Consider the following 25,385-nt stretch of genomic DNA (forward strand, 5'->3'; position numbering starts at 1 on the left):
TTAGCGCTTTAGGGTTAGGTTGCCTTTTAAGATTTTTTGTACAGGATTTAACTCGATAACATACCAATAGTCATCTGATCGAACGTGCTTGCCAAGATAGGTACCATCCCAAGCAGGTTCTGATGCCAAATACTTTATCAATAATTTGCCGAAACGATCATAAATTCTAATCTCTGAATCAGGCAAGCGTTCAAGTCCATCAATCTGCCAACGATCGTTAAAACCATCACCATTTGGAGTAAAGAAGTTAGGCACATCAATATCTAAGATGTTATTAAATAAAACAGTTTCTGCTACCAAACAGCCATTATCATCCTCACAATATAAAACATGTTCTCCATTCTCCAGGTTACGGAAGACGTTCTCAGATTGAAATTCATTGTCATTAATGGCATATTTATATGGTTCTGTTCCTCCTTCGGGATATAGAACTACCTGAGCGTATATTGATGTATCAAGTCGTGCAATTACAGGAGTTTCGTTAACAACTAACTGCATTGTATCGGCATAAGTAAAACATCCATCATCACCTCGAATCCAATATTCACCGGCGTTGTATATCTCTAATAATGGATCAATTGAACCATCGCTCCACTCCCACATTTCCAGAATTGGATCCGCTTCTAAGCTTAAAGTATCCACACTACAGATAGATGTATCTGGCAATAATTCTATTTCAGGTGTTGGCATTAAGGTTACCAACTTGGTATCGAAACCATAACAGCCTGCATCATTTCTAACAATAACACGATTAATAGAATCAGCTGCTTCGGCATAAATCCAAGATGTACTCTCTCCATTTTTCCATGAATAGTACGGGAAATTTTCGTTCACTGCCACAATTTCGGAACTCAGATCCAAAGGACATATTAAAGTATCATTCCCTAAACTAAACTTAGGCACTGGATAAAGATTTACACGAACCGAATCTGTATTGCTACAACCATTTACATCTGTTATAGTCAATTCATATTTACCTCCATCTATTACCTGAATATTTTGAGTTGTTTCTCCCGTTGACCACAGGTAAGAATAATTACCAGCGATATTTCCTAATTCTACTGAAGTACCAGGACATACACTATGATCTGCTCCTAAGTCAAATATGGGAGCAGCATTAACAGTAACATTCACAACATCTTCTCCCCAACAACCATACACATTACTCACTTCCAATTTATAGTCTCCGCCACTTGTAACCAAAAGTTCATTGGCATTTAATGATGAATCATCATTCCATCTATAAGTAACATAATCAGTACTAGGCGTAACTCTTAAATAATCAAACTCACAGGTCACTACATCAGGCCCTAAATCAACCGTTGGCACAGGGTTAGCATTTACAACAACCGTATCAGAATCAATACAACCATTGGCATCAACAATATCTAATTGATAACTTCCTGACTGGTTTGCTATATAATCTGCATTATCTAACAAATGAGTATTACCAGTACTTTCAACTCTACTCCATGAGTAGCTTCTTGTGCTTGGATGTGTATTTTGCAGTCGTTGACCTACGTTTTCACATGTAGTAAAAGGCCCTTGCGATGGAATTGGATCAGTGTTATGAACTCCAATTGTTATTGCATCAGTGGCAACACAACCAAATTCATCTACAGCGCTTACTGTATGAGTACCTGCGGCATTAACCATCAACTTAGCACTTGTCCAATCATCATATCGCTGATTAGAGTCACCATTCCAATACATATAATCAAATACATTGGTTGAAGTTCCAGAAGAACCAAAACTCTGCACCTTAATACTATCTTCTGTTCCAGGACATAAATTAAAATCGTTTGGTAATTGAACTGTTGGCAAGGTATGTTCATCTACAACAATATTACTTGTTTTTATACAAGTAAGATAGGTCGCGGTCAATACATAGTTGCCAGGTTGATCAACTGTTATCTGCGTTAAATTATTAGTACCTGCAATTGAATTCCCTTCGTGCGTCCATGCATAAGTATCATATCCATCCGAAGTAATAATTTCTATACTTTCCCCCTGACACAATTCTCGTGTAAGATTTAATGGTGGTGGGTTTGTATCATAAAAACCAATCCTAACTGTATCACTTACAACGCAACCATTCACATCGGAAGCTTCAACAACATAATGCCCACTATCATCTTGCCTGGCATCAGTTATTTCATACTCATACTCTGGCACTGGCGTAGTTAATGTTGTCATTCCTGTTCCATCATCAAATTTCCAGGTAAAACCAGAAAAATCAGAACTATTTGAAATATTCAAAGTTGTTCGGGCACACTCATCTCTATCAGGACCTAAATCAATCGGAATTGGCATATGATAGGCAAACAAAGCAGTATCGCTCGCCACACAAGCATTGCCATCAGTTATTTGCAACCAATAATTTCCAGCGGCATTCAAATTAGCCGAAGCACTTGTGCTTCCATCGCTCCACAGATACGACAGACCGCTTCCCATAATTGGAGCATTAACCGAATGAACTAAACCATCACAGGCAATCTCATCGCTTAAAGTAAACGTAGGCAAAGCATTAACCACTATATTAATAGTTTCTGTTACTGAACATCCATCTGCTGTCCAGCCAGTTATAGTGTAATTTCCAGTTTGCTGCGGTACAATATAGTTTTGAGTCTGATCTATATTTAAAACAACACCACCAAACTCCCACTCATAACGATCGAAAGAAGTTGTATTAGTAATAACACCTCCTTCACACACCGTTGTAACATCAAGTACAATATCTGGTACTGGGAATGCTTCAATTAAAACGGTATCTTGATTATAACACCCTGATGGATCAGTAACTGTTACAGATAATTCACCATTATAATCTTCGACAACATCAACGCTTGTTTCATTTAACGAAGTACCATCACTCCAATTATACGTATTCGCATTAAGTTCACCACCAAAGGTTAAAGTAGTGCCAGCACAAACGGTTGTATCGCCTCCCAGATCAATTTCAGGTAATACAAAATGCACTTCAATACTATCGGTTAATTCGCAACCTCCAAACTGAACCTCGGCCGTTACCCAATAAGTGGCTGTTTGAGTTACTGATATCTCCTGGGTTGTTGACAAAACTGTATTACCAGTCAAATCGGAGTACCATGCATAGGAGCGCATTGGTTCATCTGTTCGTAATACAATGGCGTTACCTTGGCAAGCCTCGGTTATACCATTCACATTTAAATTACTAAACGAAGAAAAGTAACCATAACTGGCACTACTTCCATTCTCTTCTAAAAGACTTAAATGAAATAAGCCCGTTGAATTACTCACAAAATAAGGATCCGTTGTACCTATTTCTGCACCCAAGTCAATGTTTGCGGAATACCATGCTTCATTTAGATCACCCTCACCTGTTCCAGGCACTACAATCCAATTAATATTGTCAAGGTAATCTAAACTTTGTCCCAAATGGTTGGCCATCGAAAAATTATTTCGATCCTTGCCTTTAACTAACAATTGCATGAAAAAGTTATCACTAAAAATCCTTTTAAAACTAACCACTTCAGATCCAGTGCATGCAACATGAGGTAGTAATGAGCTTCCCATTTCATTGGTTCCACCATATCTCAAACTTGCCAATTGATATACATATATCGGCCTGTTTGACTCTATATGCATATTATCCGGTGTAATATCCAAAACGGTCTGCTCTCCTCGACTTAAGGTTTGAGTCAACATAGGATTACCATTTACTTCAATAGTAGTATTATCTACTGTAGCAAGCACAAAAACTTTTGTTATTGTATTGCTCAAGGTAGCGGTATTTACAACCACGTATTCATTTCCAATAACACTAGTTGGTATCAACTGATCGCCAATTAAATCATATGCTCCACGATAATCCATCCGCTCGTTAATTGAATCATCTGAAATGGTGATTGCGATTGGTTCATTTGAAGCAACATATGTTCCTGCTAAAGAAGAGGCATAGTGTTGTCCACGATTTTCAACACAAAAGGTCTGACCTCTATTTAACGTAACTCGAATGGTGTCACCTGCATCGTATCCAACTACATCGGCGGTTGGAACAATAATTACTTCGGTATCATCCTCACTGGCTACAATATCAACTTTTTCTGTGGCAAGGGGATTTTGATTTCGTTGATTATGGTAAATATTTTGAGAAGGAATAAAAAACTCCATCCCCATCGAGTTTGTTCCTTTCAAGGTAAATTTATCGGGATTAAGTGGACTTGCTACCTCATAATAAACACTAACATCGGCATCCTTAGCTGTAATTAATATTCCCTTGTTGTTTATAGTATTACTCGGCCTATTTTCAATATGATCTATATCAAAAGCATTTTCTGGAGTAGTATACTGCGTATTGGCCGGAATATTAACTGTTAATGTATTAAAAGAAGTATTTGCAGGACTCGAAATAGTAACCTCTGTGGGTTCGTCAAATGTAGTAATTCGAAAGAATATGGGTGCTTCGCCATGGCCACTAGTTACTTCAGGAGCCACAAACCAAAATTCGCGCCCTACTTGAGACAATGCAGTACTACTTATCATTAGGCTGATAAGTATAAATAAACAGGTTTTAAATAGCTTATTCATCGGTTCAGTTATAAGTATAGAACAACAAACCCTACCAAGCATTTACTCAGTAAGTATTAGTTAAATTCAATAAATTAAAAGCTGATACGTTATTTCTCCCCTTAATAAATCTTCACGCTAACATACCGGCAGTTTGGTGTGTGTGTTGTGGATTGATACGACCAAGTGAACAAAAAGTTATAATTATGCAGAAATATTTTAAATTATTTATACACTTTTTATATGCAATTAACTAAGTATAGGAGGTTTACACATTCGAATAAAAGTACTATTAGTACTTAAATTACTCTTTACTCTTCTATAGTCGAATTTAATAACAAAGAGCTATGCCAACACCAAGCTCCATCAACATTACGAGTTGTAACCGTTAAAGTACTGCGTCGCCTTGCTGGCATTTTTTCTATATTGATAGTAAATACTCCCTTATCTTTTAAAGAGTTACTCACTGGCTGTCCATTTACAAAACAATTGAAGGGCTCAGCATACAATCCTGTATTAAATGCGAACTTAAATTCCATTGATTTACCTGAGTTAACAACAATTGGGTAGGTTGAGATTCCTTGTAAGAATAGTTGTTTCATTTTTACTTTCTCAACAAAACGCTCCAAACTTATATTAGTACCGGACATTGGGAATCGAGGAACAGAATACGAGTTGGTCTTTTCAGTCCAAACTCCTGAAAACTGGGCAAATCCAGCTTGATATCCCTTAGCTCTTAAAACATCAGCCATAGCTTCACTAAACTCACCATAGGGATAGGCGTATGATTTGGGAACCATTCCAAGCTCATCCTTAAATAGTTTTTCTGACTGACTTAAATCCAATTCAAAGTCAGAATGACTTTTATTCATAAAATATGAATGTTTATGCGAATGGTTTCCAATTTCAACTCCCCGTGATTGTATATCTCTAAGCTCTTGCCAAGTCAAGTAATCAGCCCAACCAACACTTTCTGTGTTTACAAATAAGGTGGCCTTCATCCCATACTTTTCCAATATAGGTAAGCCATTTTCCATGAACGAACGATAACCATCATCAACGGTTATGCAAACCACTTTCTCGCCGAGCGTTCCTTTATTGATTTGCACATAAGCTTCACTTGTTGTTAAAGTTTGATAGCCATTTTGCTTTAGCCACTCCAATTGTTCTTCAAATTGTTTAACCGTAGTGTTGGTAGAAGGATATCGCTCATCACCAAAACGGTGATAAACAAGACCAGTTACTGAAAACTCTTTTTTATTACCTTCCTTTTGCCAAGCATTTAATGAAACAATAATACCCACGCTTAGAAAAAAGAATAAGACTAAACCTCTATAAACTTTGCCAAACCGGGTCATTTTTATCTGGATTTAACAGTTGAAAGCTATCATATTGCGTCAGTTGATTATGGCGAATCACTTTCCCCAGAATCTTCACATACTCCTCACGGAGTTCTGAGTAATTGACCAAATACTGAATCAACTCATAGGGGTCATCCGAAGTCATTCGTACTTCGCGAAACTTCTTATAGGCCGAAGCCCTTGAAATAGTAATTAAATAATCATACACCGATCCGTGCAAATCATTGTATTTTCTTAAATAAATGGCGTTATCACCTCTGGTTTCAAAAGCACGAATACGATCTTCTTTTTTATTATACGACCAAATTCCAAATACATTATTCGCTTCGAGAAAAAAGCGAGATGTTCCCCAGCCACTTTCAATAGCCGCTTGCGACAATACAATACTTATCGGGTGATTATGAAGGTTATTAACTACTTCTTCTAGATGTTTGCACTTATAATAGCTCAAGATTGAATCAATTTTCATGCTATCATTCAAAGATGCTGTCCCTTTCTCGGCACGTTGCCAATAGGACTCTATCTTTTCTCTTTCAGCCCTTACCTTATGCTGAGCCAATAAAATGGAAGGAAGCATCATGTTTATGAATAATTCCTTTCGCTTATCCCCCTTCACCTGGCGCATATCAGGATTACCATGATAAACGATAGGTCCAATAATTGAGTCTGTCTGGATAATAATTGAATCGGGATGTGTTAGCCACTTTTCTGTTATTGGATAAGTAGGTTCAACGCTTTTCACTCGTAAAACAACAAATAGGCTAATTATAGCAATTAATAATGCCCCCAAAGCAATTAACACTCCGTTTCTAACGGATCTTTTTCCCATATCTTAGTTAAATTTACTCAATAAACACAAAATTGAATCTGCCTTATTCATAACGCAAAGATTCGATTGGATCAAGCTTAGAAGCCTTCATCGCTGGCATTAATCCGGATAACAATCCAACAACCAAACAAATAAACACACCAAGTATCACCCAATTCCAAGGAACAATAAATGGAGCATCCAAGGCCATCGACATTAAATTACCAACCGAAATACCCAATATAATACCAACAAATCCACCAACCTGCCCTATGATGATAGACTCGAATAAAAACTGGTTTCGAATAGCTTTTGTTGTTGCTCCCATCGCTTTACGGATACCAATCTCACGCGTTCGCTCCGATACTGCCACAAGCATAATATTCATTAATCCAATGGCAGCTCCAACTAAGGTTATCAATCCAATAATAGAAGCAAGCATGGCCACCATGCCAGTACTTTCTATTAAAATGCGAGACAAGTTATCACTCTTGTTCACATTAAAGTTATCTTCGTCGTGCACCGTTAGTCGGCGAATTATCCTGAATAAACCGGTTGCTTCGCTAATAGCATTGTCGATTTGTTGACTATTAATTGATTTAACAACAATCTTGTAAGACATGTTTGGTCTGCTAAATTGCTGACGAACATTGGTTACTGGCAATAAAATAATGTTATCACTCTGACTACCAAAACCGGCACCTTTCTCCTCCAGAACTCCAGCTACCAAATATTTAGCACCACCTAAAGCTAGCACCTTATTAACTGGATTTACACCATCCGGAAAAACCTTCTTTGCCAAGGCACTGCCCAAAATAGCCAAATGTCGGTGATCCAAAATTTCCTGTTCACTGAAATTACGCCCCCACTTTAAATTATGACCTTCTACTTCCAGGAAGTTTTCATCTACACCATATACCGCCACATTCGGATTAGATTTTGCACTCTCCGACTTAACTGTTGCGCCCCCAGTTGCGTTATACGAAATGGTTACTATGGCCGGATAATCAAATTCTTCTTTGAAACTCATGGCTTCTCTAAAAGTAATCGAACCATAGTTTTTCTGACGTAGTTTACGCTTACCAATCTGTACGTTCATGCCACGATTCTGAATCGTGAACGAATTGGCGCCCATACCAGTAAACTGATTACTTATGGCACCTTGAATAGAAGAAATAGCAGTTAGTATACCAATAAGCGCAGTAATTCCAATGCCTATTATCAATATAGTTAGAATCGAACGCAACAAATTAGATCGAATAGATCCAAATGCAATGCGTAAATTCTCATAAATCAGTATCAACTTCATATTATGCGGGTTAAGTCGCTTCAATAAAATATAAATCAACTAAATCAGGCATCAAGTTACTAAAAGTATTGTAAAGGGTTTCAAAGGCTTCAACAAAAAGGGATTGTTGTTGGTTATATCCTTTATAAATTATGACTTTTTACTAGCTTTGCTTCGTCAACATTAAGCACAATAATCATTATCTAAATAAATTGAGAAATGGCTTTTGATATTGAAATGATAAAAAAGGCATACGCCGAAATGGCTGATAAAGTGGACTCAACACGTCAACTTTTAGGAAAGCCTTTAACATTGACCGAAAAAATATTGTATGCTCACTTAGCAGACAATCTACCGAATACACCTTATGAAAGAGGTAATTCGTATGTTAACTTTAATCCTGATAGAGTTGCCATGCAAGATGCAACTGCTCAGATGGCCTTATTGCAATTTATGCAAGCCGGTAAAGCAACAGCAGCAGTTCCGTCTACAGTGCATGCCGATCACCTTATTCAGGCTAAAGTTGGTGCCACAACTGATTTGGAATCAGCAGAGATTACAAACAAAGAAGTTTACGACTTCCTAAGTTCTGTATCGAACCGCTATGGTCTAGGCTTTTGGAAACCAGGAGCAGGTATTATCCATCAGGTGGTACTCGAAAACTATGCATTCCCAGGTGGAATGATGATTGGAACCGATTCGCATACAGTGAATGCTGGTGGATTGGGTATGGTTGCTATTGGTGTTGGTGGAGCCGATGCTGTGGATGTAATGGCAGGAATGGCTTGGGAGCTGAAGTTTCCTAAATTAATTGGCGTTAAGCTAAGCGGAAAACTAAATGGTTGGACCGCTCCAAAAGACATCATTCTTAAAGTAGCCGGATTACTTACTGTAAAAGGTGGTACTGGTTGCATTGTTGAGTATTTTGGCGAAGGTGCAAAATCAATTAGCTGCACGGGTAAAGGTACTATCTGTAATATGGGAGCTGAGATTGGTGCAACTACGTCTACTTTTGGTTACGACGAATCGATGGAGCGCTACTTACGTGCAACAAATCGTGCCGATGTAGCTGATGCAGCCAACAGTGTGAAGGAACATTTAACAGCCGATGCAGAAGTTTATGCTAATCCAGAGCAATATTTCGACCAGGTAATCGAAATTAATCTAGATACGCTTGAACCACATTTGAATGGTCCATTTACGCCAGATCGCGCCACTCCTATTTCGGAGATGCGTGCCGAAGCTGAAAAGAATGGCTGGCCATTAAAGATTGACGTTGGTTTGATCGGTTCATGTACCAACTCATCCTACGAAGATATTTCCCGTGCCGCCTCAATTGCGAAGCAAGCTGCTGAGAAAGATTTAAAAGCTAAAGGTGAATTCAAGATCACACCTGGATCAGAATTAGTTCGTTACACCATTGACCGCGATGGCTTGATTGGAACTTTCAATCAAATGGGTGGTGAAGTATATGCCAACGCCTGTGGACCATGTATTGGTATGTGGGCCAGAACAGGTGCTGAGAAACAAGAAAAAAACACTATCGTACACTCGTTCAACCGCAACTTTGCAAAACGTGCTGATGGCAACCCAAATACTTATGCTTTTGTTGGTTCACCTGAATTGGTAACTGCAATGGCTATTGCTGGCGATTTAGGTTTCAATCCTTTAACTGATACACTTAAGAATGAAAAAGGTGAAGATGTTAAATTGGATGCACCAAGTGGCTATGAACTACCTCCTAAAGGCTTTGATGTAGAAGATGCCGGCTACCAAGCTCCTTCTGCTGATGGTTCAAAAGTTGAAGTTGTAGTAAGCCCAGATAGTGAGCGCTTACAACTACTTACACCCTTTGCCCCTTGGGATGGTAAAAACATCTCTGGAGCTAAACTATTGATAAAAGCCAAAGGTAAATGTACAACTGACCATATTTCTATGGCTGGTCCTTGGTTGAAATTAAGAGGGCACTTGGATAATATCTCTAACAACATGTTGATTGGTGCTGTTAACTTCTTCAACGAAGAAACTAACAAAGTGAAAAATCAATTGAATGGAGAATACGATGCAGTACCTGCAACACAAAGAGCATACAAGGCAGCTGGAGTTCCAACCATTGTAGTTGGTGATCACAACTATGGCGAAGGTTCGTCGCGCGAGCATGCCGCCATGGAGCCACGTCACCTTGGTGTGAGAGCGGTATTGGTTAAGAGTTTTGCCCGTATTCACGAAACTAACCTTAAGAAACAAGGTATGTTAGGTTTGACTTTTGCCAACGAAACTGATTACGATAAAATTAAAGAAGATGACACATTCAACTTCCTTGATTTAGAACAGTTTGCCCCAGGAAAAGATTTACAACTTGAAGTTGTACATGCCGATGGAAGTAAAGAGGTGATTATAACAAACCATACTTACAACGAGCAACAAATTGAATGGTTTAAAGCTGGATCAGCCTTAAACTTAATCAAACAACAAAACGCTTAAGTAAGTTTTTTATAAGTATATGGAGGCTGTCTTTTTATTAAGGCAGCCTTTATTTTTTGCGATTAATTAAATATACACCAATCAAGATCACACTCATAAACAGGAGGTGATATATGGTAATAATTTCGCCATCCATCAATCCCCAAGCTATTGCAAAAATAGGAATGATATAGGTAACTGAAGAGGCAAAAACTGCCGAAGTATATCTTATTAACGTATTCATTAACAACATGGCAACAGCAGTGCCAAGTATGCCAAGTAAAGCTAATGCACCCAAATGAATGCCCCAATTTGGCGAATGCGTAACTGATTGGAAATCTGTAGTGAAAAAATATGCAATTGCAACTGGCCCCGTGAAAAAGAATGACAAAGCAGTAATTTGAACACCACTCAAATGTGTTAATTGCGTTTTAACTACATTAATGTTAAAGGCATAACAAATTGTAGCTAAAACAATAAAGAAGGCATACGAATTAATATTTGAAATTGAGATATCGGAACCAGATGTTATAAGACCTAATGCGCCAAGCAATCCTAATATGATACCAATAAGCTGAGCTCCTTTAAATTTCAAGTGGTAAAAAATAAGACCTACTAAAAAGGTAAATACTGGCGTTAAAGAATTCAACATACCTGCCAGAGCACTATCAATGCGTGTTTGCGCTTTAGTAAATAAGAAGGCCGGAATAAAACTACCGATAAATCCTGCAATTAAAAGTGCTTTTAAATCCTTCTTCTTAAGATTTTTTAAATGCTTAATGGAATAAGGCATCAAGAATAAAGATGCAAAACCAATGCGGAGCGTAGCGGCCTGCATACTGTCAAAACTCTTCAATCCAATTTTCATTAAAATAAATGAACTGCCCCATACAAAGGCAAGCAACATTAATATAGACAATTGAAACCAGGGCTTTTTCCACAACATAGTGATGAATTTTGTACGAAGCTAACATTTTTAATTTTATACGAATGCAACTTGGCTTATCCTACCTAAAGCACCTTGAAAAAATTGGAAGAAGACTTTCTTTTGCAAAATACATTACGTAATTTGCGTTACACAATTTGCGTTACACAATTTGCGTTACGAAGAATGCTTTTAATAGAATAAACATGAAAAACCCATTCTTACTATATGGCTACAAAGACCCTAATTTATTTTGCGATAGAGAATTAGAAGTATCAAAGCTGAACAATGCCATAAACAACGGGAGAAATATCACACTTATATCATTACGTCGACTTGGTAAAACAGGCCTGATAAAACATCTTTTTCATCATCTAGAGCAAGATAAATCAGCCATTGAAACGCTATATATTGACATTATGCCAACTAATAATTTAGGAGACATGGTGAAGGAAATAAGCAGTGTACTTATACTTCAAGAACAGAAAAAGAGTAAACGCTTCCTACAAAACATGAGCGATTTGATTAGTGGACTTAAAGCTAAACTATTGTTTAATCCAATAAGTGGTTCGCCCGAATTAGAATTTGGCTACAAAAGTGAAAGCGAATCCCTTAACGATTTAAACACACTATTTAGTTATATCGGAAACCTGAAAAAGCCATATGTTATAGCTATTGATGAATTTCAACAAATCAATAATTATCCTGAAAAACAGGTGGAAGCATGGTTTCGAAAATTTAGTCAGGAATACCCGGATATACGCTTTATTTTTTCGGGAAGCAGCAAGCACATATTAGAAGCCATGTTTACAAATATTAATAGGCCTTTTTACCAAAGCAGTGAGCTTCTTTATCTAGATAGGATAAATACCGACAATTACACCGAATTTATTCACCATCATTTCACCGTTAATAAAAAGTCCATTAAAATCGACGACATTAAAGAGTGGGTGAAAATTTTAGATACTTACACATTCTACGTACAATATTTTTTCAACAAATTATTTGCTCAAAACAAGAAAAACAATACTTATAAAATGATGTATGAGGTATCTCACGAAGTACTTAAAGAACGAGAAAACATATTCATTAATTACAAAAACCTTCTGACAAACAACCAGTTTCAATTAATCAAAGCCATCGGTAAAGAGGAAGCCGTTAATAAACCAAACGCACACCATTTTATTAAAAAGCATAACTTACCAGCCGCCAGCTCAATTAACACAGCCCTTAATGCCCTACTCGAAAAACAAATGGTTTATCATGAAAATGGGCAATACAAAGTGTACGACCACTTTTTCTCAATGTGGTTAAGAAGTCTTTAATTCTTATTAAAATAAGGAAATAATTAAGAAACATAATTCATTACATTTATTTTTAAACAACATAACTCTCATGAAGCAACTACTAACCCTGCATATATTACTTATTCTTTCGTTAACAACCTTTTCTCAAAATGATCTACGAAATGGGAAGATTATCACCAATGAAGGAGATACTATTTCTGGTCAACTCAATTATGTTGGTGACATTAATTGTTTTCATAAAATACAATTTATAACTACTGAAATAGATACAACTTTTTTACCATTTGATATATTGGGTTATCAATTTGAAAATGCAGAATACTATGTTTCAAAAATTGCCATATACCTAAATGATACAGCTAAAATATTTGCAGAATATTTAGTCAAAGGCGAGAAAGATCTATTCTTTCATCGATCTTATACTGGATTTCATTACTCTATAAGTATTTCACCAAATGAAATTGAACGTATTCCATACGAGAATGAGGTCGTAACCATAGACGGTGTGAAATACCAAAAAGAATCGAAACGACATATTGGCTATTTAATATCTTACTTTAGAGATTGCCCCGAATTATTTCCTGAGATTGAGAAACTTAAGAAACCAAACCGCAAATCTTTAACTTCCATAACTAAAACATATCACGACATTACATGTGGCGAAGGCACTTGTGTTATTTACGAGAAAGCAAAAGACCCCATCAAGATAGCTATTGAACCAACTTACACTTATTACTTCAGAAATATTTTTGAGAATGGAGGTTCTACTAGTGCGTATGGAGCTCTTATTTACTTTCAGATCTCAAAAGCAAGCGAAAGAATTTACTTAAAAACTGGATTAATTCATGCAAAAGTTTGGGATCACAGACACAATCAAATTCCCTTTCAATTTGAATATAGTTTTCCAAATAAAATACTAACACCCAAGTTTGGAATAGGAGTCAACTGTCATTATTTGAATAATGGGGATGTTGCGTTAACAGCATTAGTTAATGCTGGCTGCCGAATAAAACTAAGCAATAAACTATTTTTGAATACTGAATTAAGCTCTGACCTATTCCCATTAGTCTATGACAAAGAATTAATGCGTACTACTTTCGCCATCCAAACTGGCCTGCACATAAAGCTAAATTAAACCATACCGACTCAGCGGTGCTGACAGCAATTAATCCCTATTCTTTCTATCTTTATTTCAAATTTCAATCAACACTATTATGAAGACGTTAATAAAAACCAGTTCAATGCTAGCATTTCTATTCATTGTTAGCATATTAAATTCCAAAGCGCAGGATGTTCTTACACCCGAAGAACTGATTCAGCTAAAATCAAGCAGATGTGTTCAAATGCATCCTGATGGCAAGCAACTCATTTACACTGTTTATACGCCACGCACACCAAATGAAAAACCTGGCGGTTCTCATGTTGAATACAACTTAGTAAATTTAGACACTAAAGAATCTCAACCGCTTTTCACAGAAGAAACAAAAGGTAGTTCGCCTAGCTGGAGCCCGGATGGAAAAACGCTTGCATTCAAAAAGAAAGTAGATAAGCTATATCAGATTTTTGTTAGCACAGATAATGTTGATGATGCCATTCAGGTATCAATGGCTAAAAATGGCGTTAATGCATTTAAATGGAACCCTGATGGAAAAGGCTTTGCATATACATCAACCACTGCTACCAGCAAAAAAGAAAAGGAATTAAAGAAACGAGGTTACGACTTCATTTTTTACGAAGAGAATATCAAAAATGATAATCTATTCCTGATTGAAATTGATGAAAACTTCAAGCAAACAAAAGAAACCCAAATTACCGAAACAGTAAATATTTGGGATTTCAACTTCGACAAACAAGGAAAACAATTGGCTTATACGGCTACCGAATTAAAACTTACTGACCAACGTTACATGTTTCGTAAGCTTCATATTTACGATATAGAAAATATGAAGGTGAAGCAAGTACTTAAAAACATAGGTAAGTTAGGCAATTACGCCTTTAGCCCGGATGGCACTCAACTGGTTTATACCGGAGCATTCGATATTAATGATCATGCCGTTAGTCAGGTTTACAAAGCGACTATAGCTGATGGTTCTATTACTAATCTCACCCCTGAAAAATACAAAGGGCATATTACATGGGCCGAATGGAAAAACGACAAAGAAGTAGTTTGTTTGGCACATGAAGGTGTTTACCCTAAACTGTATACACTTACCTTAAAAAACATGAAACGCAAGCTTTTATTAGATGCCGAAACATCTGAAACCATATTTGGATCACCTGTTTTCTCATCTGATTTCAAATCATTTGCATTTAGTGGAAGTACACCAACAGACATGTCAAATATTTACACCTGGAATGGTAAAGACGATCTTAAAATAGTTACCGACCTTAATCCAGAACTGCGCAAAAACACTCTTGGTGAGCAAGAAGTTATCAACTTTACCGCACGTGATGGCCTCAACATCGAAGGCATGCTTATGAAACCTGTTGGTTATAAAGCAGGTGAAAAATACCCATTAATAGTTTTTGTTCATGGTGGACCTGAAGCACATCACTCCAATGGCTGGTTAAGTGGTTATTCATCACCCGGGCAGGTAATGGCAGGAAATGGTTACTTAGTTGCCTATTTCAACTACAGAGCAAGTACTGGTTATGGCGTTGATTTTGGAATGGAAGGTTTTGAAGATCCTGCAGGAAAAGAATTTGACGACTTAGCGGACGGCATCGAATATTTAATTAAAGAAAAAGGCGCAGATCGTGAACGTGTTGGAATGGCTGGTGGATCGTATGGTGGATATGCCTCAGCTTGGTTTGCTACTTATTACACCGAATATGTAAAAGCAGTTGGTGTCTTTGTTGGAATAACCAACATCATAAGTAAAAAAGGCACTACAGATATAGCTTATGAAGAACTATTAGTTCACAGCGGAAAACCACTTGAAGAGCAATGGGAGATGAACCTAAAGCAAAGCCCTATTTATCATGCTCACAAAAGCAAAACAGCTACTTTAATTTATGGAGGAGCTGCCGATGCACGTATTCATCCATCGCAAAGCATGGAATTATACCGTCGCATGAAAATGAACAATCACCCAGCTGTTCGTTTAGTACAATACCCGGGCGAAGGACATGGAAACCGCAAACAAGTTGGGCGCATTGATGTACTGTATCGTCAACTGGCTTGGATGAACTGGTATGTTAAAGACCTAAAACCATTGGACGGCCCAATGCCACCACTTGATATAAGTGATCAATATGGATTAGACTGGTAAAAAATCATGGAGCCTCTGGAGTTTATCTTCAAAGGCTCTATTTTTTTAGAAACCAAGTAGGTAAACCTCAAGATTAATACCACTTTCTATATTCAATTTCTTTCGTAAGCGAGAACGGGATACTTTAATACTATCCACCGACAAGTTAAGAATAGAAGCAATTTCTTTATTGAGCATACCCAAACGAACAAAGGCACTTAATTTTAGCTCAGTTGGTGTTAGGTTTGGATACTTGGCTGTTAGGTTACGTTCAAAATCTTTATGCACCTTTGAAAACGATAGATTAAAACGCTGCCAACTTTCATCCTTACTTCTTTGACGCAGATCGTTTTTCATCAAAACAAGTTGTTTCTTAGCTCCTTGAGGATCTTTATCAATGGCATCACTAATACTTTCGATTTTTTGCTCAAAATTATTAATGAACTCACTACTCTTAACCATGTATAACGAACTCTCGGTCAGCTCCTGATCCTTCTGCTTAACTATTTGTTTATAATAATTTGTAATTAATAAAGCTGCCCGTGTACGTGCTATTAATTCAATGGCATCAATAGGCTTACGAATATAATCGATAGCTCCTGCGTCCAATGCAATTTTTAAATGATCGGCTGTTAACATTACACCAGTTGCCATAATTATTGGAATCTCTTGTGTTAATGAATCCGCCTTAAATTGGTCAATAAGCTCTATACCCGAAAATTGTGGCATGTCCCAGTCGGTAATAATTAGATCGGGAACAACCTCTTTGGCGATTTGCAAAGCATTTATTGGGTTGCTACATTGATAGCATCTGTATTGTGGCATTTGTTCTGAAAAGATGGATACCATCAATTTCAAATTCTCTACCTTATCATCAATTATCAACAATTTATTGGACTCCATATTGTATTTTTCTTCAAACAATTGAGTGGATAAAATACCAATATAATTAACAACTACCTATTATTATAGTTGGCAAAAGGTAAACAGTCGCTTTTTATTTTAACACAAGAGATAAATGCAAATTATACCCATCAATATCGGAAGCATAAGCCGTATTTTCTATGCTTTGAATCCACTCTTTCATAGCCTTACTCGAACACTCAATCGTATTCAACAAGCCCATTATCTTCGAGATATCATAAAGCTTAAATCCTTTTAATTGTACAGCAAAGGGCCTTAAATAATCTATTTCACTTTCCGTTAAACCCAATTCTAAAATTTCTTTTTGCCCAGATTCTTTCGAAATGTGACTCTTTTGTACATAAGGAATGGTGAACCAAAATTCAGCTCCTATCCGCTCAGAAAACACACCTATTTCTCCCCCATGTGCCTCAATTGCCAAACGGCAAAATGTCAAACCCAGACCACTCGACCCTGCTTTTGATTGGCCTTCTTTTGATTGAGCAAAACGATCAAAAATGTGTTCATGATCTGACTTTTTGATGGGCGGACCTTGATTAGAAATTTTCACCTTTAAAACACCAGTATCCTGCAGTTCGTTAGAAACAACGATACATCCTCCGGTAGGAGAAAACTTTACAGCATTTGACAATAAATTAACAATAACACGCTGAATCAATGACCTATCAACGCTCAATACATAATCCTCAACTCGATCTAAATCGATCAGTATTGAGCGCATTTTAACTGACAAGCTAATTTCATTAATAGCATCATTAATTAACAACAAAAAAGAAACCTCCTCTTGAGTAATGTTTAGTTCTGTATTTTCACTTTTATAAACATCCAGAACATTTTGAATCATATTTAATAAATGGAAACCTGATTGCTGAACAGTAAGCGTGCGCTCATCCTCAGGTAAAATATCAGCATTTACAACTGTATTAAGTGGTGCTTTTAAATCATGAACTAACATATGAGTCAGGTTTTCTTTATAAGCATTCAACTTTTTTAATTGCTGCAATGAGCTATTTAACTCCTCTGTTCGTTCACCTACCTTTTTCTCCAAATCAACATTTAGTATTTTGAGATTAGCCGAAAGCTGTTTATTTCGATTATACATAACAACAATGCGTCTTCCTTGCAATATTGAAAGTAGAAACACAAATACCACCAAGCCTGTCGACACCAAACTCTGCGTATGTATCAACTCAAACATATTCAGAATATCGTTCACAGCACACAGTGAAAACAATAAATAAGCGACTAAAAAGAAGTTTGCTCCTTCTCTTTTTTTAAGCACTGCTTGAATAACCACCTTGAATATGTAAAAGATGATAAAGACAATGTATACATAATGTGGCTTTACAATAAAACCAGAAGCTCGAGTACCAAGAATTAGTGTGAAGGCAATAAGTAATAAGGATACTATTGCGGATAGATTGCGAAATAGTTTTGAAACCTCATTTGGAAATATGGCATATAAGAAAAATAAAAATGACGATGGTAACAAATATGGCATTGTTAAATGCATAAACGACGAAAGTTCAAAACTTACATTAGGCAATAACAAAAAGAAAGTCATCGAATCCTGAAATGAAAAATCGATGGCAAAAATTAAACAAGTCAAACTAAAATATAATGATACCTTCTCCTTCATATTACTGTAATACAAAACAAAATGGTATAAAAACATGATTAAAAGACTTATAATAATAGCTAAGTCTGACATCACATTTTGCTGTTGTTCAAATTGTAGATCCTCAGCTAAACCAAACTTAATGCCATTAAACAATCCTCCTCTAAAATGATGAAAATTGGATGCATATACAATTACTTCAAGTATTGAACTATCCGCTACTACAGGTATTACTCTTGTATTACGCGATGGTTGGTAATCGATATCACTAAGCGTTTTACCCACACGCCCATTAAAAGCAGACAACTGTCCATTAACATAAAGTTCTGATGCATAAGCAACAAAGCTAGTAGGTTTTAAAATAACGGTTTTACCAACCATATTACTGGGTACCTTAATCTTGAAACAATAGGTGCCATATGTAAAAACAGGCAAGCTCGAAGCTTTATTTGCTTGATTATTCCAGCTATGAGATATAGATAATAAGTTAGAAATATGGGTCGATTGATCAACTTGATCGGTACTTAAAAAAACTTCTGGGTAAAAATCAACATCGCCTCGAATATTGTAAATACGGTTATCTAGATCATAGGAGCTCAAATCCAACATTGCGCTGTCTAGGCTTACATCATCGATTGTAATTGCACAAATTGTATTCGTAAAAATAAGGTTTGTGAAAAAACAAATGAATAGCTTTTGCAAAATAACTCTATGTACCATATTCACAAAGAAGACTTAAACAAATTGACATAAACCACAAGATACTCGAATTGTTAAATCATCAAAACAGAATACATTGAAATTTAAAACTATATTTAGAAAACTCTATAACTTAATACAACATTCCAAGCCCTAAAGTCTACAGGATCAGTATCCGTCATTCCAAGCAAATCTTGTTTAAATTCATAACGCATTTCTATCCCCATTTTTTTATATTTTCCACCTATGGCCACAATCGGATTTACATAACTATCCATCGCTCCTTCTTTCTCATACTTAACTTCTGATTGACCTTTCGCTCTCGTTGTTCTTTTAAAACTTGAATCAATCATCATATGATAACCTGCGCCTGCTTGCCCAAAAAGTTTCCATGCGGGCTTTGTAATAAAATAATGCCTAAAACTAATAGGAAATTGTAGTGCTTTATAATCAACTGTCCCTTCAATATCATCATGATAGGTGTAAAACTCACCATAAGGCATGGTTGAATTAAACCGAACAAAAGCTGGTTCTATCATTACTGCCCAATTATTCTTTTTTGAAAAAGCAGCTTCTAGCTCGAGCCCTATGTACCAACCTATCCCTGATATAGATTTATCTTTATATGTAATTAAACCAGCGGGCAAATCAACCTGATAATTAGTTATCCCTGCTTTTATACTTCCCTTAAATGTTCGTTCCGTTCTTACACAAACAGCAAAATCGGATTGATCAGAACTTATGCATTCATTAAAATCCTGAAATAGTTTTAGCAAATCCCGTGAAGAATATTCAATGGATTGAAAATTCTCAAAGCCAAATCCTTCACATTTTAAATCACCCGCCAATTGAGATCGAAATGAATAATCAGCTTTTGTCTGATAGACTCTATCAACGAGCTTTTCCGACTTAGAATAAATCAGCATTCTTACTTTATCAGTACCTAGTTGATAATAAAACCTATCTTCTTTCTCAAATGGAAGAACAAACAATGTAGCTTCTCCTTCAATCAAAACCTGCAATAATACGGTTGTAGTTTCTTCCATCGGCAAATCTTGAACATAATCTACTATTTCTCTTCGAACATACTTCACTTTTTCATAGGCCACCAATTCAATAATTGAATCAGATGGTATTTTATCAATATTACCACCACCATCAAGTGTGTATTCGAAATACTCAGGAATAACATTCCATTTCCTTAAACTAAATTCACATTCAATTTTTTCTTGACTAGCATTGATAAAGTATCCTGGCACAAGTTTATACTGTCCCTTTGCAAGAACATTAAATAATATCCCAAAAGTTATTAATAAAAAATATTTCATTCTAATATGAGGTATGGTTTAAATCGTGAAAATAGCAAAAACTTTAAACTTGCATTTCTTAACTTAAGTCAATGCACAGCTTCTAACAGCACACTAATTTAGCACCCATAATATTAAATCAAAAGTTATGAAAGCTGTTTATTGTACAAAATATGGCGCACCGGATGTACTCGAAGTAAAAGAGATCAGCATACCGCAACCAAAGGAAAACGAAATCCTAATTAAAAACCATGCATCAAGTATAACAACTGCCGATACTATTATGCGCACTGGCACGCCATGGTTTACGCGATTATTTATGGGGTTTAGCAAACCTAAAAAACCAATTATGGGAACTGGCTACGCTGGACAAGTTATTGGATTGGGAGCAAATGTAAAAACTTACCAACCAGGTGATCGAGTATATGGCGAAACCACATTTTGCTTTGGTGCTAATGCCGAATATGTTTGCGTTGATGTTGACAAAAGCATAATTAAATCCATACCAACTTCTTTGAAGTATGAGGAAGCAGCACCAATTTGTGATGGTTTACTTACCTCCTATAATCTTTTAATAGATAAGGCCAGCTTAAAACCAAATCAACACGTCTTGATCATTGGGGCGTCTGGCTCAGTAGGTAGTGCAGCCATTCAGATTGCAAAAAACATTGGTGCAGAGGTAACGGCTGTTTGCAGTGAGACTAATGCTGAAATGGTTAGAGAATTAGGAGCTGACCACCATCTTGATTATAACAAGGACGATTATACACACAACTTAAATTGTTACGATGTGGTTTACGATACGGTTGGTAAAAGCTCATTTGCTAAAGCTAAAAACTCTTTAAAAACAAGGGGCATCTATCTTAGTCCTGTTCTTACATTAACTCTATTAGGACAGATGCTATTAACTGCAAAAACAAAACGTAAAAAAGCTCAATTCTACGCCACAGGTTTAGAAGCACCTAAGGTCTTAAATCACTTTTTAGATAAGCTAAAGCCTTTTATTGAAATGGGTAAAATCAGAACCGTAATAGATCGTAGGTATTCCATAGAAGAAATATCAGATGCGCACGCCTACATTCATACTGGCCGAAAAAAAGGTAACGTTGTGTTGGTGCATTCCCAGGCGCTCTATTCCTAACGTTTATAGATACGTTTTTTAATTCGACTAAATGATTCTGGAGTAATGCCCAGATAACTTGCTATTTGATGCTGTGGCACTCGCGTTACCAGCTTCGGGTTTTCCTCAATTAATTGGATAAACCGTTGCTCGGGACTCGATGTCATAAATCGAGCTAAGCGATCTTGCAACTCACCTGAATGACGTTCAACCTCTTGCCGCATTATAGACTCTAAACGAGGAACTCGCTTACACATTTCTTCCTCAAGCCTTTGTGTACCAACCGTAACGATTGAATCTTCGGCACAAACTAAATAATGTTTTGATGGACTGGCATCGGTAAAACTTGTGAAAGAATTAACAGGCTGCATTTCGGTATAAAAAGCTGTGGTTTTCTCAATGCCATCTACTATGTAATATTCACGTATACAACCTTTTAATACAAAGTAGCATTCCTTAGCTATTTCACCTTCTTTCAATAATAAGGTACCTTTATCAAATGACTGTATGTTAGAACTTTCAACAATAGTATTAACCTCATCAGTAGTTAATATCTTAAATTCTTGAATAAAACCACGCAAAATATCTTCCATTTGTTTTACATCATTTTAAAATGATAACCAATAATAACACATTAGAAACTAGCTAACGAATTCTATTGTCATGTGCAAAGTAGATATTATTTTTATTTTTTTTTGAAAAAAATGTAACGATCCACCCCTTCGCTTCTCTAATAAGCAAAACCAACATCAAAAAATGACAAATAAGGAAAAACAGTTTAATGCAATAATTGCTGAAAATGGAGATAAAATATTGCGCATCTGTCAATACTACAATTCAAATTCTGATGATCAAAAAGACATGTATCAGGAAGTATTGGTCAACATTTGGAAAAGCTTGGAAACCTATAGAGGTGATGCTGCCATAAGTACCTGGATTTACCGAATAGCTGTGAATACATCACTTAGTTACACGGGTAAAGCATACCGAAAGATGAAATTAATTGTAAACAGTGACACCCAGAATTTAAGTAGTTTGATTGAAGATGATTCATTGGAAGACAAATTGCAAGTGGAAAAACAATTGAGTCAGCTTCAAATAGAATTGAACCAGTTGTCAGTCATTGATAAATCACTAATCTCACTCATGCTCGAAGGATTAAGTATGCGTGAAATAGCCGATGTAATTGGCATTACAGAGCCCAATGTTAAAGTGAAGATTCACCGCATTAAAGAACACCTAAAAAACCAATTTAACACTCAGAACAATGACTAACAATATAGAAAACAACCACATAAACCTAGAATCATTAACGACTAAACTGGACAAAGAAGATCGTAGAAATGAAAAAATAACAAAAACATTAAGTTATGTTTACTTTGGATTTAGTGCGCTATATGCCTTTATTTATATTCTTGATTATATATTAGACCCAAGTAATTTTAGCTTATTTACCGCCTTAAGTGGAACTAGTTTTATTATAGCGTTTACCTTCTTTGCATTACTTTTCAGGTACGCAAATAAAGAATACCGAGAAGTTAATTATGCTTTACCCACTATACAGATGCTGAGCAAAGCCGCCAAACGATATAAACTATTTAATATCAAATTACCATTGGCAATCATAGCTGCGCTCTTTATTGATGCTGGTATAGCACTTAACCATATTGAGCTACCAATGGATGAAGCCATCATCAATGATTTAATTAAAACACAAATTAATTTCTTCTCAGCAATTGGCATTGGAGTTATTGCTGGAGTAATAATCTGGCACATTCGACAAAAACCAATTCGAGACAATGCTCTAGCCTTAATTAAAGAATTAGAGAATTAATTTAAAGAATAGTGTAACAAACTGACCTATCTATGCCTCTTACTAGCAATCATCAAATGTAAAAGAAAATGAAAACAGCACTTATTGCAGGCGCAACAGGGCTTATTGGCCAAGCCATACTCAAGCAATTACTTGATTGCAAAAGATACCATAAGGTAATTGCACTAGTAAGAAGGCCTCTGGACTTAAACCACCCAAAACTAGAAGAATTAGAAATAGACTTTAACCAAGTTGATAATTTTAAGGCTTCGGAAGCGGTTACTGATGTTTTTTGTTGCTTGGGAACAACCATTAAAACAGCTGGGAGTAAAGAAGCTTTTACAAAAGTTGATTACACCTATGTTGTTGAACTGGCAAACTGGGCGAAACAGAATGGTAGTCAACTCTTTTCTGTGGTAAGTTCAGTTGGAGCAACACCAAACACTTCGAACTTTTACTTGCTTACCAAAGGAAAAATGGAAACGGAAGTATCCTCCATTGGACTTGAAACAGTTCATATATTCCGACCATCATTATTAATAGGTAAACGTAACGAGTTTCGATTTGGAGAAAAGGTTTCAGAAGTATTAATGACACTTTTTCAACCGCTATTAGTTGGCAGGTTTCGAAAATTCAGAGCAATTAAAGCAAATGAAGTTGCGCTGGCAATGTGCAAAAGAGCACAGTCAGAAGAGAAAGGCAAGTTTATTTTTGAAGGAGATCAAATCTGTTAATGTATCTGCTTTTAGTATATACACTCATAATCGAATAATTTAAGTACTTTTGTGCCTCATTTTTGATTAAGAAGCCGTCTCAGGAAATATACATCCTTAGACCTAACAAAATAATTACGTCGATTTGCTTAACCCAAACAAGAATATTAAATATTTTTACCGGATTAGTATCACCTGTTTATTACTGTACCTATCGTCTACGGATATTTATTCTCAAATGAATGTCCATGCACGTAATCTTCCTGGCAAAGAAGATCAGAACTTAGCTTCAAATATTATAAGCAAGCAGCAGTTCAATAAAGAACTAGAAATTATTGAAGCTCAAAAGAAAGATGCCTTGGAACAACAAGCCATGAAGTTTCATCGCAACGAACGCAAGTATATCTTTAGTGCGCTGTTAGCAATTGTTATTATCGGTTCAATCTTTTATCGTAATTATCAACGAAAGAAAAAGGATAACAAACGTTTATCGAGGCAAAAAGAAGAAATAGAGCTACAAGCGAAAGAACTCAGTGAGTCGAACAAGAAATTACTCCGTTTAGCTAAATTTAAACAGGACATGACCAATATGATTGTTCATGATTTAAAAAATCCGATCAGTGCCATCATTAACGTTTCTAAAATTGACGATTGGCCCGACAAGGATTTAATGATTGAATATTCAGGAAAGCAATTATTGAACTTGGTCACCAACATACTGGATGTAGACAAGTATGAACAAATGGACTTTCAACTTTTCAAACGTGAGGTTAACATTCAAAAATCCATTAACATAGCCCTTGAAGACGTTAGTTTTATTTTAAAAAATAAAGGCATCAACATTGAACTTAACCTTGTCGAGAATAGCTGTGTTATAGCTGATCGGGAAATTATTAATCGCGTATTGGTCAACCTACTAACCAACGCGATCAAATTCTCGCCGAACAATGGCACTATTGACATTACAGCTTCTATAAAGAATCAGGATGAACTATATGTTGGCATCAAAAACGATGGTCCAGGTATACAAAAGGATATGCACAAAAGTATTTTTGAAATGTATCAACAACATGATGTTCGTCCATCAGGAGGTGTTGCATCATCGGGCATTGGCCTATCCTTTTGTAAACTATCCATAGAAGCTCATAATGGTACCATAGGGGTAAAATCAGAAACCAAAACTGGTGTCGAGTTTTGGTTTACCATACCAAATGCGGAGCTTATTGAAGAATAGAATAAA

18 protein-coding genes are annotated in these 25,385 nt (G+C 36.2%); 9 read left to right on the forward strand and 9 right to left on the reverse strand.

Annotation, left to right across the window (positions count from 1 at the left end; genetic code table 11):
- The 4 genes from ACRD7B_RS10880 to ACRD7B_RS10895 form a co-directional block, all read right to left on the reverse strand.
- Entirely contained in the window at window positions 1-4,569 is a 4,569-nt protein-coding gene (locus ACRD7B_RS10880) for a T9SS type B sorting domain-containing protein (RefSeq protein WP_430824579.1), read from the reverse strand.
- 290 nt (window positions 4,570-4,859) lie between these two features.
- Window positions 4,860-5,906, reverse strand: a complete 1,047-nt coding sequence (locus tag ACRD7B_RS10885) for a polysaccharide deacetylase family protein (RefSeq protein ID WP_430824580.1) — start codon at window positions 5,904-5,906, stop codon at window positions 4,860-4,862.
- Window positions 5,881-6,738, reverse strand: coding sequence for a glucosaminidase domain-containing protein (locus ACRD7B_RS10890; protein WP_430824581.1), 858 nt, complete (start codon window positions 6,736-6,738; stop codon window positions 5,881-5,883). The genes ACRD7B_RS10885 and ACRD7B_RS10890 overlap by 26 nt, the downstream gene beginning before the upstream one ends.
- A 43-nt stretch (window positions 6,739-6,781) precedes the next feature.
- The gene (locus tag ACRD7B_RS10895) at window positions 6,782-8,026 is read right to left on the reverse strand and encodes an ABC transporter permease (RefSeq protein ID WP_430824582.1); all 1,245 of its coding nucleotides are present in this window, start codon (window positions 8,024-8,026) and stop codon (window positions 6,782-6,784) included.
- A 198-nt stretch (window positions 8,027-8,224) separates the two neighbouring features.
- Here ACRD7B_RS10895 and ACRD7B_RS10900 point away from each other — a divergent pair, with 198 nt between their 5' ends.
- Window positions 8,225-10,489, forward strand: coding sequence for an aconitate hydratase (locus tag ACRD7B_RS10900; RefSeq protein ID WP_430824583.1), 2,265 nt, complete (start codon window positions 8,225-8,227; stop codon window positions 10,487-10,489).
- Between the two features lie 49 nt (window positions 10,490-10,538).
- Here the strand turns inward: ACRD7B_RS10900 and ACRD7B_RS10905 are convergent, their stop codons facing one another.
- The gene (locus ACRD7B_RS10905) at window positions 10,539-11,414 is read right to left on the reverse strand and encodes a DMT family transporter (protein WP_430824584.1); all 876 of its coding nucleotides are present in this window, start codon (window positions 11,412-11,414) and stop codon (window positions 10,539-10,541) included.
- Window positions 11,415-11,599: 185 nt separating this feature from the next.
- Between ACRD7B_RS10905 and ACRD7B_RS10910 the strand changes: the two genes are divergently transcribed.
- The 3 genes from ACRD7B_RS10910 to ACRD7B_RS10920 all read left to right on the forward strand — a co-directional run bounded on the left by ACRD7B_RS10910 (window position 11,600) and on the right by ACRD7B_RS10920 (window position 15,972).
- Window positions 11,600-12,718: an AAA family ATPase gene (locus ACRD7B_RS10910; protein ID WP_430824585.1), complete on the forward strand. Its 1,119-nt coding sequence runs from the start codon at window positions 11,600-11,602 to the stop codon at window positions 12,716-12,718.
- A 70-nt stretch (window positions 12,719-12,788) separates the two neighbouring features.
- Complete coding sequence (locus ACRD7B_RS10915) at window positions 12,789-13,835, forward strand: hypothetical protein (protein ID WP_430824586.1); 1,047 nt, start codon at window positions 12,789-12,791, stop codon at window positions 13,833-13,835.
- Window positions 13,836-13,914: 79 nt separating this feature from the next.
- Window positions 13,915-15,972, forward strand: coding sequence for a S9 family peptidase (locus ACRD7B_RS10920; RefSeq protein ID WP_430824587.1), 2,058 nt, complete (start codon window positions 13,915-13,917; stop codon window positions 15,970-15,972).
- A gap of 45 nt (window positions 15,973-16,017) precedes the next feature.
- On the opposite strand, the gene ACRD7B_RS10925 is transcribed toward ACRD7B_RS10920, so the two are convergent.
- The 3 genes from ACRD7B_RS10925 to ACRD7B_RS10935 form a co-directional block, all read right to left on the reverse strand.
- Window positions 16,018-16,854: a response regulator gene (locus ACRD7B_RS10925; RefSeq protein WP_430824588.1), complete on the reverse strand. Its 837-nt coding sequence runs from the start codon at window positions 16,852-16,854 to the stop codon at window positions 16,018-16,020.
- 94 nt (window positions 16,855-16,948) lie between these two features.
- Window positions 16,949-19,102 (reverse strand): sensor histidine kinase, encoded by a 2,154-nt coding sequence (locus ACRD7B_RS10930; protein ID WP_430824589.1) that lies wholly within the window; start codon window positions 19,100-19,102, stop codon window positions 16,949-16,951.
- A gap of 206 nt (window positions 19,103-19,308) precedes the next feature.
- The gene (locus ACRD7B_RS10935) at window positions 19,309-20,520 is read right to left on the reverse strand and encodes a porin family protein (protein ID WP_430824591.1); all 1,212 of its coding nucleotides are present in this window, start codon (window positions 20,518-20,520) and stop codon (window positions 19,309-19,311) included.
- Between the two features lie 127 nt (window positions 20,521-20,647).
- On the opposite strand from ACRD7B_RS10935, the gene ACRD7B_RS10940 reads away from it, so the two are divergent.
- Entirely contained in the window at window positions 20,648-21,640 is a 993-nt protein-coding gene (locus ACRD7B_RS10940; RefSeq protein WP_430824592.1) for an NAD(P)-dependent alcohol dehydrogenase, read from the forward strand.
- On the opposite strand, the gene ACRD7B_RS10945 is transcribed toward ACRD7B_RS10940, so the two are convergent.
- The gene (locus tag ACRD7B_RS10945) at window positions 21,637-22,212 is read right to left on the reverse strand and encodes a Crp/Fnr family transcriptional regulator (protein WP_430824593.1); all 576 of its coding nucleotides are present in this window, start codon (window positions 22,210-22,212) and stop codon (window positions 21,637-21,639) included. The two genes, ACRD7B_RS10940 and ACRD7B_RS10945, sit on opposite strands and share 4 nt — an antisense overlap.
- 163 nt (window positions 22,213-22,375) lie before the next feature.
- Here ACRD7B_RS10945 and ACRD7B_RS10950 point away from each other — a divergent pair, with 163 nt between their 5' ends.
- The 4 genes from ACRD7B_RS10950 to ACRD7B_RS10965 all read left to right on the forward strand — a co-directional run bounded on the left by ACRD7B_RS10950 (window position 22,376) and on the right by ACRD7B_RS10965 (window position 25,379).
- Complete coding sequence (locus tag ACRD7B_RS10950) at window positions 22,376-22,894, forward strand: RNA polymerase sigma factor (RefSeq protein ID WP_430824594.1); 519 nt, start codon at window positions 22,376-22,378, stop codon at window positions 22,892-22,894.
- Window positions 22,887-23,453, forward strand: a complete 567-nt coding sequence (locus tag ACRD7B_RS10955) for a hypothetical protein (RefSeq protein ID WP_430824595.1) — start codon at window positions 22,887-22,889, stop codon at window positions 23,451-23,453. The genes ACRD7B_RS10950 and ACRD7B_RS10955 overlap by 8 nt, the downstream gene beginning before the upstream one ends.
- A gap of 68 nt (window positions 23,454-23,521) precedes the next feature.
- Complete coding sequence (locus tag ACRD7B_RS10960; protein ID WP_430824596.1) at window positions 23,522-24,166, forward strand: NAD(P)H-binding protein; 645 nt, start codon at window positions 23,522-23,524, stop codon at window positions 24,164-24,166.
- Between the two features lie 217 nt (window positions 24,167-24,383).
- Window positions 24,384-25,379, forward strand: a complete 996-nt coding sequence (locus ACRD7B_RS10965; RefSeq protein WP_430824597.1) for a sensor histidine kinase — start codon at window positions 24,384-24,386, stop codon at window positions 25,377-25,379.
- Window positions 25,380-25,385 lie beyond the last annotated feature (6 nt).

Origin of the sequence: Carboxylicivirga fragile (assembly GCF_050589805.1) — a bacterium.
GTDB lineage: Bacteria > Bacteroidota > Bacteroidia > Bacteroidales > Marinilabiliaceae > Carboxylicivirga > Carboxylicivirga fragile.

Excerpts from the sequence above, each read along its gene's own strand:
- ACRD7B_RS10955 (WP_430824595.1), top strand. The coding sequence starts at position 22,887 with ATGACTAACAATATAGAAAACAACCACATAAACCTAGAATCATTAACG.
- ACRD7B_RS10905 (WP_430824584.1), bottom strand. The coding sequence starts at position 11,414 with ATGTTGTGGAAAAAGCCCTGGTTTCAATTGTCTATATTAATGTTGCTT.
- ACRD7B_RS10895 (WP_430824582.1), bottom strand. The coding sequence starts at position 8,026 with ATGAAGTTGATACTGATTTATGAGAATTTACGCATTGCATTTGGATCT.
- ACRD7B_RS10890 (WP_430824581.1), bottom strand. The coding sequence starts at position 6,738 with ATGGGAAAAAGATCCGTTAGAAACGGAGTGTTAATTGCTTTGGGGGCA.
- ACRD7B_RS10910 (WP_430824585.1), top strand. The coding sequence starts at position 11,600 with ATGAAAAACCCATTCTTACTATATGGCTACAAAGACCCTAATTTATTT.
- ACRD7B_RS10915 (WP_430824586.1), top strand. The coding sequence starts at position 12,789 with ATGAAGCAACTACTAACCCTGCATATATTACTTATTCTTTCGTTAACA.
- ACRD7B_RS10945 (WP_430824593.1), bottom strand. The coding sequence starts at position 22,212 with ATGGAAGATATTTTGCGTGGTTTTATTCAAGAATTTAAGATATTAACT.
- ACRD7B_RS10885 (WP_430824580.1), bottom strand. The coding sequence starts at position 5,906 with ATGACCCGGTTTGGCAAAGTTTATAGAGGTTTAGTCTTATTCTTTTTT.
- ACRD7B_RS10930 (WP_430824589.1), bottom strand. The coding sequence starts at position 19,102 with ATGTTGGATTTGAGCTCCTATGATCTAGATAACCGTATTTACAATATT.
- ACRD7B_RS10900 (WP_430824583.1), top strand. The coding sequence starts at position 8,225 with ATGGCTTTTGATATTGAAATGATAAAAAAGGCATACGCCGAAATGGCT.
- ACRD7B_RS10935 (WP_430824591.1), bottom strand. The coding sequence starts at position 20,520 with ATGAAATATTTTTTATTAATAACTTTTGGGATATTATTTAATGTTCTT.
- ACRD7B_RS10965 (WP_430824597.1), top strand. The coding sequence starts at position 24,384 with ATGAATGTCCATGCACGTAATCTTCCTGGCAAAGAAGATCAGAACTTA.
- ACRD7B_RS10940 (WP_430824592.1), top strand. The coding sequence starts at position 20,648 with ATGAAAGCTGTTTATTGTACAAAATATGGCGCACCGGATGTACTCGAA.
- ACRD7B_RS10960 (WP_430824596.1), top strand. The coding sequence starts at position 23,522 with ATGAAAACAGCACTTATTGCAGGCGCAACAGGGCTTATTGGCCAAGCC.
- ACRD7B_RS10880 (WP_430824579.1), bottom strand. The coding sequence starts at position 4,569 with ATGAATAAGCTATTTAAAACCTGTTTATTTATACTTATCAGCCTAATG.
- ACRD7B_RS10925 (WP_430824588.1), bottom strand. The coding sequence starts at position 16,854 with ATGGAGTCCAATAAATTGTTGATAATTGATGATAAGGTAGAGAATTTG.
- ACRD7B_RS10920 (WP_430824587.1), top strand. The coding sequence starts at position 13,915 with ATGAAGACGTTAATAAAAACCAGTTCAATGCTAGCATTTCTATTCATT.
- ACRD7B_RS10950 (WP_430824594.1), top strand. The coding sequence starts at position 22,376 with ATGACAAATAAGGAAAAACAGTTTAATGCAATAATTGCTGAAAATGGA.